The sequence below is a fragment of the Streptomyces sp. C1-1 genome, from assembly GCF_050214755.1.
Classification (GTDB): domain Bacteria; phylum Actinomycetota; class Actinomycetes; order Streptomycetales; family Streptomycetaceae; genus Streptomyces.
Map to the genome: position 1 here is coordinate 6235721 of NZ_CP189826.1, position 13853 is coordinate 6249573.

Sequence of the window (13853 nt, forward strand, 5' to 3'; positions counted from 1 at the left end):
GGTCACCAGATCGCGTCCACCCACTCCGGGTGGTCGATGAACGGGTTCCGGTTGTGCTGGTAGGTGGTGTAGATGACGTCGTTGCGGTTCTCCTCGAAGGAGTCCGGCGGGTCCTCGTCGTTCCACTGCTTCAGCACCGAGAGCTTGCCGATGTACGGGTTGGAGCCGTTGCCCACCTTGTCGTCGGGCTCCAGGTTCGCGAACCCGTCGTCGCCCTCGTAGCGGACGGCCATGTAGAGGATCATGCGGGCCACGTCGCCCTTGACGGCGTCGCGCGGCTCGAAGGAGTCCGAGTCGACCTTGCTGCCGCCGCTGTTGGTGAAGGTGGAGCCGCCCTCGTCGAAGTCGAGGTTGCCGCGCTTGCCGTTGACCGCCACGTCCTCCGGGCGGATGTGGTGCAGGTCGGTGCCCGGGCCGGTCGAGGTGGTGAGGTCGCCGTGCGAGATCGCCCACACGTGCTCGCGGTTCCAGTCGCCGCTGTCGCCGCCGTTGAGCGACTTGCCGCGGGAGATGCCCGAGTACAGCAGGATCACGTTGTTGCTGTTGTTCGGGTCCTGGTCGGTCTTCTTCAGCGCCTCCCAGAGCGCCGAGTACGACAGCTTCGTCACGCCGGAGCTGATGATGGTGTGCAGGGACGACTTCAGGCTCGTGCCCGTCTTGCCGACCGCGTTCTTGTAGTACGTCGAGTCGTACGCGGTCGTCGTGGCGGCGGCCGGAGTGGCCGTCAGGGCCGGGGCCGCGAGGCCCACCATCACGGCTGCGGTGGCCAGGGCCACCGACTTCCATCGCCGTACGCGTGTCGCCGGCATAAAGGTTGTCCCATCTACGCGGGTTGATTGAAGGCGGCAACAGGGAGGGTGACATGGACATGAGGGCTTGTCGATGAACTGGACGTTAAAAACGGCTCCCGACCGGGTGGTCGGGAGCCGTTCTCGCTGGTCGCCGCGTGTCAGCCGACGTCGGACGGGTCCAGTCGGTAGAGGGACGAGGAGTTCGTGCCCGATGTCGAGGCCGACGTCGAACTCTTGCTGTAGGCGCTCTCCTTGACCGCCGTGCCGTGCTTCTTCACCCAGTTCGACACCTCGGTGCTGAGGCTGTTTCCACCGCCCGGTCCGCCGCCCATGCCGCCGCCGATCTGGACGTAGTGCAGCTCGCCCTTCTTCACGAGCTCCTTGAGCCTGGCGACCGTCATCGCGTTGTCGGAGCCGGTGAAGCCCCACATGGAGATGACCGGTTCCCTGGCGCTGAGCTCGATCTGCGCGGAGGACTGCGAGTTGGACACCGCCAGCAGCCACTTGGCGCCGTCCCGGTGCTTCTTCAGGTAGGCGATGAGCTCGCTGTCCGCGCCGCCCATACCGCCCGGCCCGCCGCCCATGGCGCCGCGCTGCCCGGCCTCACCGGTCGCACCCGGTGCCGTACCGCCGGGTGCCGTACCGCCCGATACCGTACCGCCCGTCCCGCCGGTGCCGCCGGGAGCCTGGCCGGTGCCGTTGCCCTGCTGGGGCAGCTCCCCGTTCCCGCCGCCGGGCATCGCCTGACCGCCGCCCGGCATCTCGCCGCCTCCGGGGAAGCCGCCCGCCTGACCGCTCTGGCCGCCCTGCCCGGTGCCGCCCGGCATCTCGCCGCCGCCCGGGAAGCCGCCCCGGTTGCCGCCGCCACCGCCGGGTCCGCCGAAGCCGCTGCCCGTGGAGGGACCGGCCGTCGGATTGGTGCCGCCCATGCCGCCGCCGCTGCCGCCGAACGGCTCCGACGCCGCGTAGGCCGTCGGCCCCGCGAGGGCGGCGACCGCGGCCGCCGCCACGGAGACCGTCAGCAGCCGGGCCCGGTTGCCGGACCGCAGGACCAGCATGCCCACGATGCCCGCCACCGTCAGGACGCCGACCACCGGCCACAGCCAGGTGTTCCAGCCGGAGGCGCGGCGCAGCAGGACGATCGCCCAGATTCCCGTGACGCCGAAGGCGGCCGGCAGGACCCACGCCCAGCGGCTGTCGCGGCGGAACGCGTCCAGCAGCATCACGCCACCGCCGCCGCACAGCGCCGCGATGCCCGGGGCGAGCGCGGTCGTGTAGTACGGGTGCATGGTGCCCTGCGCGGTCGCGAAGATGACGTAGTGCAGGACGGTCCAGCCGCCCCACAGGACCAGCGCCATCCGCTTCAGGTCGGTGCGCGGCGCCCGCCCGCACAGCACCAGTCCGCCGACGAGGGCGATCGCGGAGAAGGGCAGCAGCCAGGAGATCTGGCCGCCGAGGATGTCGTTGAACATGCGGCCCAGGCCCGCGGAGCCGGAGAAGCCGCCTCCACCGCCTCCCCCTCCGCCGTTGCCCTCGCCGCCGAAGACGCGTCCGAGGCCGTCGTAGCCCATGATCAGGTCCCAGGCGGAACCGTCCGTCGAGCCGCCGATGTAGGGCCGGTCGGCGGCCGGGACCAGGGAGACCGCGATCGCCCACCAGAAGCTGGAGACGGCCAGCACGAGCGCGGCCGTCAGGAGGTTGACGATCCGTTTCGCCCAGGGGGCCTTGGACGCGTAGACGTAGAGCGCGAAGACGACCGGCAGGGCGATCCAGCCCGCGAGCAGCTTGGTGTTGAAGGCCAGACCGAAGCAGGCCGCCGAGCCGAGCAGCGGCAGCAGCCTCTCGTCGCGGGTGGCGCGCAGCGCGAGGGCCGCGCCCGCCACCATGAGGAACACCAGCAGCGTGTCGGGGTTGTTGTCGCGGTTGATGGCGACGGTGATCGGGGTCAGCGCCAGCACCAGCGCGGCGACGGTCGCCGCGACATGGCCCCACACCCGCTTCACGGAGGAGTGCAGGATCCAGATCGTGGCCAGGGCGGCCACGATCTGAGGCGCCATCATCTGCCAGGTGCCGAAGCCGAAGACGCGGCACGACAGGCCCATGACCATGAGCGCGAAGGGCGGTTTGTCCACGGTCAGGAAGTTGCCGGGGTCCAGCGAGCCGAAGAACCAGGCCTTCCAGCTCTGGGTGCCGGCCCAGATCGCACCGCTGTAGAAGGTGTTCATGCCGGACCCGGACAGGTTCCAGGCGTACAGGACGGCCGCCAGGGCGAGGATCGCGACCAGGGCGGGCAGCGACCAGCCCGGCGCCCGGTCCGGGGGTGCCGTCGGTGGGGCGGGCGGCGGCCAGTCGGCGGACGCGGGCTCGGTGGGGGGATGCGGATCGGTGGCAGATGTCACGAGCGCATCGTGCAGAGGGGTCGTGGGTGCGGGCTGTGCCGGACCTTGCTCCCGGCTGTGAATCGCCCAGGCCTTGCTGACGCATGGGACAGGCTTTGCCCAATGCGGCTGGTGACCCGTACAACCATTCACCCGAACCCGTGTGTCAACAGGGGCATGAATCTCGGGACTTCCACCAGACGTGCCAGAGCGCTCGTCACCGGCGCCGTCGGACTCGGCGTCCTCATACCCGTCGTGGCCACCGCCACGCCCGCCGCGGCCGCCACCGCCGTCAGCTGCACCTCGTCCAAGGCAGCCCTGGCCACCAAGTTGCAGAAGGACATCAGCGCCGCCGTCGCCGGCCGCACGGGCACCATCGCCGTCGGCCTCTACGACCGCACCACCAACACGACCTGCTCGCTGCGCGCCACCAGCTCCTACGACTCCGCCAGCATCGTCAAGGTCACCATCCTCGCCACGCTGCTGTGGGACGCGAGGAAGCACAACCGCTACCTCACCGACACCGAGGTCTCGCTCGCCAAGGCCATGATCACCAAGTCGGACAACGCGGCGGCCAGCACGCTGTGGAAGCAGCTCGGCCTGACGAAGATCAAGGGCTTCCTCACCGCCGCGGGGATGACGAAGACCGTGCCCGGCGCGAACAACTACTGGGGTCTGACGCAGGTCAACGTCACCGACGAGCAGAAGCTGCTGAAGCTGATCACCGGGAAGAACTCGGTGCTGAGCGACAACTCCCGGGCCTTCATCCTGAAGCTGATGGGCCAGGTCATCTCCTCGCAGCGCTGGGGAACCCCGTACGGCACCCCTTCCGGCGTCACCTGGCACGTGAAGAACGGCTGGCTGCAGCGCTCCACGCACGGCTGGCGGGTGCACAGTCTCGGCACGTTCAACGGCGGCGGCCACGACTACATGATCACGGTGCTCACCTGGGGCAACAGCACCATGAACTACGGCATCACGAGCATCCAGGGCGTGGCGAAGGCCATTCACAAAGACCTCGCGGCCAGTTGACGCCTGCCGGTCTCCCGTCCGTCACCGTCCCGTCCTACGGTGGCGCCCATGCGCCTGAGAACCGTACTCGCGACCACCACCGCGGCCCTGGCGGCGGCCACCTGTCTCTCCGCCGCCGGGCCCGCCACGGCCACCCCGCAGGCCTCTCACGCCTGTTCGCCGACCGTCTCCCTCGACCGCTTCTCCGACGCGCTCGACAAGACGACGTACGGCGGCACCTTCGTCGGCAACTTCTCCGCGCTCGCGGTGGACCCGGACGGCTCGATCGCCGCCCTGGAGGACCGCTCGTCCCTGTTCGACCTGGACGCCCGGACCCTCGCCCCCGAGCGGGTCGTCCCGCTCGCGGACGAGAGCGGCGCCCCGCTCGACAGTGAGGGGCTGGTCGTCGACCGGGACGGCACCCGGCTGATCACCTCCGAGACCGAGCCGTCGATCCGCCGATACAGCGCCGACGGCAGGATTCTCGACCGTCTGCAGGTCCCGTCCACGCTCCTCGTCGCCCCCGCCGGCCGTGCCACGGCCAACCAGACCTTCGAGGGCCTGACCCTCCTGCCGGGCGGCCGCACCCTCCTGGCCTCGATGGAGAACGCGCTCTCCGGCGACTCGGCGACCCTCGTCCGCTTCCAGACCTGGACCCGCACCAAGGGCGGCCACTTCCGGCCGGCCGCCCAGTACGCCTATCCCGTCGACCCCGGCCTTGGCGTCCCCGAGGTGCAGGCCACCCCCGACGGCCGCCTCCTCGTCCTGGAACGCGGCTTCACCTCCGGCGTCGGCAACACCGTCCGCCTCTACCTGGCCGACCCGCGCCACGCCACGGACACCGCCGGCGTCGAGAACCTGACGGGTCAGCCGGGTGTCCGGCCGATCAGGAAGACCCTGCTCACCGACATCGCCGCCTGCCCCTCCCTCGGCGCCACCGCCAGGCAGCCCCAGCCGAACCCGATCCTCGACAACATCGAGGGCATGGCCGTCACGGGGTACTCGAAGGGCCGCCTGAAGGTGCTGCTGGTCAGCGACGACAACCAGAACGCCGTACAGACGACGCGGTTCTACTTCCTGCGGGTACGGACATGAACGTACCCGCGGGTACGGAGCCGAGCGCCGCATCCCGTTTTGTTGCGGAGGGATGAAATCCGCTTCTTCGTGTGTTGGTGCCTTCCGGCAGACCAGGAGATTCGACGGAGGGCACCCGCGTGAGTGAGCAACGGGGATGGGCACGGCGACTGGCCGCGTACGCGTGGCGGTATCCGAAGGACGTCGTCCTGGCGCTCGGCTCCTCGCTCGCCGGCATGGCCGTCATGGCCGTGGTCCCGTTGATCACCAAGGTGATCATCGACGACGTGATCGGCGACCACAGCCGCTCCATGGGCTCCTGGGTCGGCGCCCTGCTCGGCGCCGCCGTCCTCGTCTACGCCGCCACCTACGTCCGCCGCTACTACGGCGGCCGCCTCGCCCTCGACGTCCAGCACGACCTGCGGACCGAGATGTTCGGCACGATCACCCGGCTCGACGGCCGCCGGCAGGACGAGCTGTCCACCGGGCAGGTCGTCGGGCGGGCCACCAGCGACCTCCAGCTGATCCAGGGCCTGCTCTTCATGCTCCCGATGACCATCGGGAACGTCCTGCTCTTCCTGATCTCCCTGGTGATCATGGCCTGGCTGTCGCTGCCGCTCACCCTGGTCGCCCTCGCCGTCGCCCCGGCCCTGTGGTGGATCGCCCGGCGCAGCCGCTCCCGTCTGCACCCCGCCACCTGGTACGCCCAGGCCCAGGCCGCCGCCGTCGCGGGCGTGGTCGACGGCGCCGTCAGCGGCGTACGCGTGGTCAAGGGCTTCGGGCAGGAGGAGCAGGAGACCGGGAAGCTGCGCGAGGTCGGCCGACGGCTCTTCGCCGGCCGCCTGCGCACCATCCGGCTGAACTCCACCTACACCCCGGCCCTGCAGGCCGTCCCCGCCCTCGGCCAGGTCGCCATGCTCGCGATCGGCGGCTGGCTGGCGGTCGGCGGGCACATCACCCTCGGCACCTTCGTCGCCTTCTCCACCTACCTCGCCCAGCTCGTCGGCCCCGTCCGCATGCTGGCCGTGGTGCTCACGGTGGGGCAGCAGGCCCGCGCCGGCACCGAGCGCGTCCTGGAGCTGATCGACACCGAGCCGTCGATGACGGACGGCACGAAGGAGCTGCCCGCCGACGCGCCGGCGACCGTCGAGTTCGACGACGTGTCCTTCGGCTACGACGACGAGCGCCCGGTCCTGCGGGGCCTGTCCTTGGAGATCCGCCCCGGCGAGACCCTCGCGGTCGTCGGCTCCTCCGGCTCCGGCAAGTCCACCGTCTCCCTCCTGCTGCCGCGCTTCTACGACGTCACCCACGGCGCCGTCCTCGTCGGCGGCCACGACGTCCGCGAGCTCACCCTCGACTCGCTCCGGGCCGCGATCGGCCTGGTCCCCGAGGACTCGTTCCTCTTCTCCGACACCGTCCGCAACAACATCGCCTACGGCCGCCCCGAAGCGAGTGAGGAGGAGATCCTGACGGCCGCCCGCGCCGCCCAGGCGGACCGTTTCATCGCAGAGCTCCCGAACGGCTACGACACCAAGGTCGGCGAACACGGCCTGACCCTCTCCGGCGGGCAGCGCCAGCGCGTCGCCCTCGCCCGCGCGATCCTCGCCGACCCCCGGCTGCTGGTCCTGGACGACGCCACCTCCGCCGTGGACGCCCGAGTCGAGCACGAGATCCACGAGGCCCTCAAGCAGGTCATGCGGGGCCGTACGACCCTCCTCATCGCCCACCGCCGCTCGACCCTGAACCTCGCCGACCGCATTGCCGTCCTGGAGGACGGGCGCCTCGCCGACATCGGCACGCACGAGGAGCTCCAGGCCCGCTCCGCCCTCTACCGCCGCCTGCTCACCGACCCCGACGAACTCGGCGGGGTCTCGCCCGGCCACACCCAGCCCGCCTGCCCGCGGGAGGACACCTCGGTCCGGGAGGAGCTGGACGCCGAGTTCGACGCCGAGCGGGGCATCACCCCGCGGCTGTGGGCGGGGGAGCGCACCCCGCGGGACACGGCCACGGAGGGGATGCCGGCCACCCCCGAACTCCTCGCGCAGGTCGACGCGCTGCCCCCGGCGACCGACACCCCGGACATCGACGAGGCGCAGGCGGTGCGGCCCGAGGTGTCCTACGGGCTCAGGCGGCTGCTGCGGGGCTTCGGGCCACCGCTGCTGATCAGCCTCGGGCTGGTCGCCATCGATGCCGGGATGGGCCTGCTGCTGCCGGTCCTGATCCGGCACGGCATCGACAAGGGCGTCAACGCGCTGGCCCTCGGGGCGGTCTGGGCGGCCTCGCTGCTCGGTCTGTTCGCCGTGCTCGCCCAGTGGGCGGCGCAGATCGGCGAGACCCGGATGACCGGGCGCACCGGCGAGCGGGTCCTGTACGCGCTGCGGCTGAAGATCTTCGCACAGCTCCAGCGGCTCGGTCTCGACTACTACGAGCGGGAGTTGACCGGCCGGATCATGACCCGCATGACGACCGACGTCGACGCGCTGTCGACCTTCCTGCAGACCGGGCTGGTCACCGCCTTCGTCTCCGTCGTCACCTTCTTCGGCATCATGGTCGTCCTGCTGGTGATCGACGTACAGCTGGCGCTCGTCGTGTTCGCCACGCTCCCGCCGCTGATCGTCGGCACGTACTTCTTCCGGCGGGCCAGTGTGAAGGCCTACGAACTCGCCCGTGAGCGGGTCGCGTTGGTCAACGCCGACCTGCAGGAGTCGGTCTCCGGGCTCCGGATCGTGCAGGCCTTCCGGCGCGAGCGGGACGGCGGCGCGCGGTTCGCCGAGCGCAGCGACAGCTACCGCCAGGCCCGTATCCGGGGGCAGTGGCTGATCTCCGTCTACTTCCCGTTCGTGCAGCTGCTGTCGTCCGTCGCCGCGGCCGCCGTGCTGTTCGCGGGCGCGGGCCGGGTGCAGGACGCCACGCTCACCACGGGCGCTCTGGTCGCCTACCTCCTCTACATCGACCTGTTCTTCGCGCCGGTCCAGCAGCTCTCCCAGGTCTTCGACGGCTACCAGCAGGCCACCGTCTCCCTCGGCCGCATCCAGGAACTGCTGCGGGAGCCGACCTCCACCCGGGCCGCCGACGAACCCCTCGACGTCCCGTCCCTGCGCGGCGAAGTCGCCTTCGAGGACGTGCACTTCGCCTACGGCGACGACGAAGAGGCCCTCGCCGGCATCGACTTGAAGATCCCCGCCGGGCAGACGGTCGCGTTCGTCGGCGAGACGGGTGCCGGGAAGTCGACGCTGGTGAAGCTGGTGGCCCGGTTCTACGACCCCACGGGCGGCCGGGTGACGGTCGACGGCACCGACCTGCGGGCACTGGACCTCACCTCCTACCGCCACCGGCTGGGCGTCGTCCCGCAGGAGGCGTACCTCTTCCAGGGCACCGTCCGCGACGCCATCGCCTACGGCCGCCCCGACGCCACCGACGCCGAGGTGGAGGCGGCGGCCCGGGCGGTCGGCGCGCACGACATGATCGCCACGCTGGACGGCGGCTACCTGCACCGGGTCGCCGAGCGCGGCCGCAACCTCTCCGCCGGCCAGCGGCAGCTGATCGCCCTCGCCCGCGCCGAGCTGGTCGACCCCGACATCCTGCTCCTCGACGAGGCCACCGCCGCCCTCGACCTCGCCACCGAGGCCCAGGTCAACCTGGCGACGGACCGGCTGGCGGGCCGCCGTACGACCTTGGTCGTCGCCCACCGCCTGACCACCGCGGCCCGCGCGGACCGGGTGGTGGTGATGGACCACGGGCGGGTCGTCGAGGACGGCACGCACGAGGAACTCCTCGCCCGGGAAGGGCGGTACGCCGAGCTGTGGCGCACCTTCATCGGCCAGCCGGACCCCGAGGAGCCCGTCGCCGCGTCCCACTGACGGTCGTGCAACCATCCGACCTACGTCATGCGTCCGTACATCAGTACGTTCGTTGGCGGCGGTAGGGGAGGGACGACAGTGGACACTGGTGCGATACGTCGGCGGGTCGCGTTCGGCATGGCCGTGCTGACCGCGTCCGGACTGCTCGCGCTCGCGGCGCCCGGAGACGCGCAGGCCGCTTCGTACTGCGCGGGGCGCAAGGTGAAGGACCTGTCCTTCTCCACCGGGGTCGTGCACGTGTACAAGCACGACGGCTACGTCTGCGCCGTGACCTTTCCCGCCAAGCCCTCGACGGCCAAGCGCCCCATGTCCGTCGGTGTCCAGGCGCGCGGCAACCGCCCCGTCGTCGACAAGGGCCGCTACGCCCACCACGCGGGCCCGGTGACCGTGTACGCCGGACACCGTTGCGTGTGGATCACCGGCTCGGTGGGACGGGGCACCGTCAGCTCCGGCTGGATCCTTTGCTGAATCACAGGATTCTCACGGGTATTTCTTGAACTCCCCTTTCGCAGGCGTCCGTTGCTCGGTTAGCTTCCGGCGGACATCTGTACTCACAGGGGAGGGTGCATGCGCAAGGCGCTCAGATGGCTGCTCGCGCTCACGGTGCTGATAGGCACGCTGAGCACGGCCGGAGCGGCCACCGCTGCCCAGCCGGAGGCCACCGGCACCGACATCCAGGACCGGCTGCTCTCCATACCGGGGATGAGCCTGATCGAGGAGAAGCCGTATCCCGGCTACCGCTTCTTCGTCCTGAACTACACACAGCCGGTCGACCACCGGCACCCGTCGAAGGGCACCTTCCAGCAGCGGATCACCGTGCTGCACAAGGACGTCAGCCGCCCGACGGTCTTCTACACCAGCGGCTACAACGTCTCCACGAACGCCAGCCGCCGCGAGCCCACCCAGATCGTGGACGGCAACCAGGTCTCCATGGAGTACCGCTTCTTCACCCCGTCCCGTCCCGCCCCCGCCGACTGGTCCAAGCTGGACATCTGGCAGGCGGCGAGCGACCAGCACCGCATCTTCGAGGCGCTCAAACCCGTCTACTCCGGCAACTGGATCGCCACCGGCGGCTCGAAGGGCGGCATGACCGCCACGTACTACGAGCGCTTCTACCCCGGTGACATGAACGGCACCGTCGCTTACGTCGCCCCGAACGACGTCGTCAACAGCGAGGACTCCGCCTACGACCGCTTCTTCACCAAGGTCGGCACCGAGCAGTGCCGCGACCGGCTCAACGCGGTGCAGCGCGAGGCGCTGGTGCGCCGGGAGCCGCTGGAGCGCAAGTACGCGGCGTACGCGGCCGACAACGGCTACACCTTCACCACCGTGGGCAGCCTCGACAAGGCGTACGAGGCCGTCGTCCTCGACTACGTCTGGGGCTTCTGGCAGTACAACCTGCTCGCCAACTGCGGTGACGACAGCCTGATCCCGCCGGACGCCAAGCGCGCGAGCGACGACCAGATCTGGAACTCGGTCGACACGATCTCCGGCTTCTCCGCCTACACCGACCAGGGCCTGGAGCCGTACACGCCGTACTACTACCAGGCGGCCACCCAACTCGGCGCGCCCACCATCCACTTCCCGTACATCGAGAAGCGGTACATCCGCTACGGCTACCAGCCGCCCCGGAACTTCGTGCCGCGCGAGATCCCGACGCGGCTCCAGCCGTGGGCGATGCGGGACGTCGACACCTGGGTGCGCCGCCACGCCCGTCACACGCTCTACGTCTACGGCCAGAACGACCCGTGGGGCTCGGAGCGGTTCCGCGTCGACAAGGGTGCGAAGGACTCGTACGTCCTCACCGCGCCCGGCATGAACCACGGCGCGAACGTGGCCGGTCTGGTCGCCGACGAGAAGGCCTTCGCGACCGCCCGGATCCTGCAGTGGGCCGGTGTCCCGGCCGCGTCCACGGCACAGGCGAAGCCGCTGGCCCGGTTCGACGCCCGGCTGGACGTGCGGGACGTGGAGCGCGAGCCGGCGCTTCGGCCGTAACCCGCGGGTGGCGCCCGGCGGTCGTCACAGCCGCCGGGCGCAGCCCACCGGGTCCGTCCCCCTCAGGCGTACGTACAGTGCCGTGTCCTGCGGGCAATCGGCCCGTGTGGCCGCCGCCTTCACCACCTTGTACTGCGGCTTCTTCGGGCCGCTGCCGTCGCACGCCGTCTCGCGGACCTGGCCGTTGCCCGAGCCGTAGACGCAGTCGCCGACGATGGTGCGCGGGCCGCCCCCGCCGCCCGGGTCGCCGGGATGCGGCGGCTCCAGGTTGCGCATGCAGGCGTAGCCCTGCGGCACCGTGCCGTCGCCGTCCTCGTCGGACGACGGGCTCTGCTCGCTGATGTGCAGCACGAAGTCGGTGGTCGCGGGGCACAGCGGCCCCTGGCTCACCGTGCCGTCGAAGCGGGCCACCACCCGGGCCGCCGCCCGCTCGCTGGTGCACGGCACCTCGGTGAAGCTGCTCGTGCCGAAGGAACTGCACTCGTCGACCGCGAGGAACACCGCGCCGAACCCCGACGGCCGGGCCGAGGCCACCGCCCCGCTCCCCGTCGGCGGCCCGCTCGCCCCGTCCCCGGCCGGACCGGACGGGGACAGCAGCCCGCACCCGCTCGACACCCCGGCCACCAGGGCCAGGAGCGCGCCGAGCGCCCCCACCGACCATCTCGCACGCATCGCATTCCCCCCACATACCCCCCGCCCAGCGTGACCCGCCACAGCGGGCGCACGCCAGACGCGCGGGATGCTTTGGGCCCCTTGGGGGGCGTACGCCGGTTGTGCGACGTACGAGCCCTACGCCCCTTCTAGTACGACAGTCCGTATCCGATGGGGTACAGCACCTGCGCCGGGTCGTCCGCCCGCTGCACCGGCACCGGCAGCCGTCCGCGCGGCGCGACCTTCCCGGCGATCACCCGGGCCGCCGCCCGCAGTTCGACGTCGGTCCACGAGTACGAGGCCAGGAAGGCCGGTACGGAGGGGAGTTGGGCCACGTCGTAGGGGTTGCGGACGGCGACGGCGACCACCGGCTTCCCGGTCACCACCAGCTGCTCGGCCAGGGTCTTCTGGGAGCCGGTCGCGGTGAGGTTGTAGGTGCCGACGACCACCGCGTCCGCGTCCCCCGCCGCCGCGACCGCCTTGGCGACCGTGGCCGCGGACGGGGCCGTGCCCGTCGACAACGCCGTCGCCGTGAAGCCCAGTTCGGTGAGGGCCGCCGCGAGGACGCCCGTCGGGGGGCCCGTGGTGCCGGAGGGGGAGGCCGGGTCGGCGCCGACGACCAGGACCCTCTTCCGGGTGCGCGGGGACAGCGGCAGCAGACCGCCCTCGTTGACCAGCAGCGTCGTCGTACGCTCGGCGATGCGGTCGGCCGCCTCCAGATGGGCCTTCGTGCCGACCCGGCGGTCCACGTCCGCCTCCCGCGCGTACGGGTCGTCGAACAGCCGCAGCCTCGCCTTCAGCCGCAGGACGCGCAGGATCGACTCGTCCAGCCGCGCCTCCGTCAGCTCCCCGTCCTGTACGGCCTTCAGGACCGCGTTCCAGGCGACGGCGAGGTCCGGTGGGTTGAGGAGCTGGTCGACGCCGGCCTTGAGGGCGAGCACGGGGACGCGGTCGTCGCCGTACTTCGTGCGGACGCCCTCCATGCCCAGGGAGTCGGTCACCACGACCCCGTCGTAGCCGAGTTCGCCGCGCAGGATGCCGGTGAGGATCGGGTGGGACAGTGTCGCCGGGTCGCCGGAGTCGTCGAGGGCCGGGAACTGGATGTGCGCGGTCATGACGCAGTCGATGCCCGCCCTGATCGCCGCCCGGAACGGAACGGCGTCCAGCTTCTCCCAGACCTCCCGGCTGTGGGTGATCACGGGGAAGCCGTAGTGGCTGTCGACGGCCGTGTCGCCGTGCCCCGGGAAGTGCTTGGCGGTCGCGGCGACCCGCGAGCGCTGGTACCCCTGGACCTCGGCGGCGACCAGCGCCGCCACCGCGTCCGGGTCGGCACCGAACGACCGTACGCCGATGACCGGGTTGGCGGGGTTGACGTTCACGTCGGCGTCGGGGGAGTAGTCCTGGTTGATGCCGATGGCCCGCAGCTCGCCGCCGGAGATACGGCCGAGGGTGCGGGCGTCCCCGCGGGAGCCGCCGGCGCCGATGGCCATGGCGCCGGGGAACAGGGTGGCCGGCCTGCCGACGCGGCAGACGATGCCGTGCTCCTGGTCGGTGGCGATCAGGACGGGCAGGCCGCGGGGCAGGCCGAGGGAGGCGCGCTGGATGCCGTTGGACAGGGCGGCGATCTGGCGGGGGTTCTCGGTGTTGTGCGCCCAGGTGAAGTAGATGATGCCGCCGACGCGGTACTTGGCGATCAGCTCGGCGGCGGTGCGGACGCCGATCTCCTTGAGGTTGGCGTCGATGTCGGCCTGGGCGGGGTCGGTGGCGGAGTTGCCGTAGACCCGCATCACGAAGAGCTGGCCGACCTTCTCCTCGAGGGTCATGCGGGAGACGAGGGCACGCAGCCGGTCGTCGTCGGCCCGGGCGGTGCCGCCGACGGCGAGGGCTGCGGTGGCACCCATCGTCGCGGCGAGGACGGTACGTCTGGAGGGCACGTGCGCTCCTTCCGGAGAAGATCCGCTGAAGGAAACTTCCGTGGAGATGAGATATCCAGAAAGTTTCTGCCAGTCAAGACACTGCGCACGCTAGATCAAAAAGGGGCCGCCATCGGCGCTGTTGGAGGGGGGCGCGCCGATGGCGGCTGTGCTGCCGGC

9 protein-coding genes are annotated in these 13853 nt (G+C 71.1%); 5 read left to right on the forward strand and 4 right to left on the reverse strand.

The window, feature by feature from the left end; all coding sequences use genetic code 11:
- Nucleotides 1-2: 2 nt before the first annotated feature.
- On the reverse strand, nt 3-809 hold the full coding sequence (locus tag ACQF4J_RS28525) for an endonuclease I family protein (RefSeq protein ID WP_351565653.1): 807 nt from the start codon (nt 807-809) through the stop codon (nt 3-5).
- Nucleotides 810-949: 140 nt separating this feature from the next.
- On the reverse strand, nt 950-3190 hold the full coding sequence (locus tag ACQF4J_RS28530) for an ArnT family glycosyltransferase (protein WP_427167103.1): 2241 nt from the start codon (nt 3188-3190) through the stop codon (nt 950-952).
- 156 nt (nt 3191-3346) lie between these two features.
- Between ACQF4J_RS28530 and ACQF4J_RS28535 the strand changes: the two genes are divergently transcribed.
- From ACQF4J_RS28535 to ACQF4J_RS28555, 5 genes are all read left to right on the forward strand, one after another.
- Nucleotides 3347-4201 carry a serine hydrolase gene (locus ACQF4J_RS28535; RefSeq protein WP_351565659.1) on the forward strand — a complete coding sequence of 285 codons (855 nt, stop codon included), beginning with the start codon at nt 3347-3349 and terminating at the stop codon, nt 4199-4201.
- Between the two features lie 48 nt (nt 4202-4249).
- Complete coding sequence (locus ACQF4J_RS28540) at nt 4250-5275, forward strand: esterase-like activity of phytase family protein (protein WP_351800319.1); 1026 nt, start codon at nt 4250-4252, stop codon at nt 5273-5275.
- Between the two features lie 119 nt (nt 5276-5394).
- Nucleotides 5395-9114 (forward strand): ABC transporter ATP-binding protein, encoded by a 3720-nt coding sequence (locus tag ACQF4J_RS28545; RefSeq protein WP_427167104.1) that lies wholly within the window; start codon nt 5395-5397, stop codon nt 9112-9114.
- A gap of 78 nt (nt 9115-9192) precedes the next feature.
- Nucleotides 9193-9582: a hypothetical protein gene (locus ACQF4J_RS28550; protein WP_351565668.1), complete on the forward strand. Its 390-nt coding sequence runs from the start codon at nt 9193-9195 to the stop codon at nt 9580-9582.
- 99 nt (nt 9583-9681) lie between these two features.
- Nucleotides 9682-11109 (forward strand): S28 family serine protease, encoded by a 1428-nt coding sequence (locus ACQF4J_RS28555; RefSeq protein ID WP_427167105.1) that lies wholly within the window; start codon nt 9682-9684, stop codon nt 11107-11109.
- A gap of 24 nt (nt 11110-11133) precedes the next feature.
- Here ACQF4J_RS28555 and ACQF4J_RS28560 read toward each other — a convergent pair whose 3' ends face one another.
- Both ACQF4J_RS28560 and ACQF4J_RS28565 read right to left on the reverse strand, forming a co-directional pair.
- Nucleotides 11134-11781, reverse strand: a complete 648-nt coding sequence (locus ACQF4J_RS28560) for a hypothetical protein (RefSeq protein ID WP_427167106.1) — start codon at nt 11779-11781, stop codon at nt 11134-11136.
- A 128-nt stretch (nt 11782-11909) separates the two neighbouring features.
- Nucleotides 11910-13694, reverse strand: a complete 1785-nt coding sequence (locus ACQF4J_RS28565) for a glycoside hydrolase family 3 protein (RefSeq protein WP_427167107.1) — start codon at nt 13692-13694, stop codon at nt 11910-11912.
- Nucleotides 13695-13853 lie beyond the last annotated feature (159 nt).

Bases quoted from the DNA above. Each gene is read 5' to 3' on its own strand.
- ACQF4J_RS28525 (WP_351565653.1), bottom strand. From the start codon at position 809: ATGCCGGCGACACGCGTACGGCGATGGAAGTCGGTGGCCCTGGCCACC.
- ACQF4J_RS28535 (WP_351565659.1), top strand. From the start codon at position 3,347: ATGAATCTCGGGACTTCCACCAGACGTGCCAGAGCGCTCGTCACCGGC.
- ACQF4J_RS28540 (WP_351800319.1), top strand. From the start codon at position 4,250: ATGCGCCTGAGAACCGTACTCGCGACCACCACCGCGGCCCTGGCGGCG.
- ACQF4J_RS28555 (WP_427167105.1), top strand. From the start codon at position 9,682: ATGCGCAAGGCGCTCAGATGGCTGCTCGCGCTCACGGTGCTGATAGGC.
- ACQF4J_RS28560 (WP_427167106.1), bottom strand. From the start codon at position 11,781: ATGCGTGCGAGATGGTCGGTGGGGGCGCTCGGCGCGCTCCTGGCCCTG.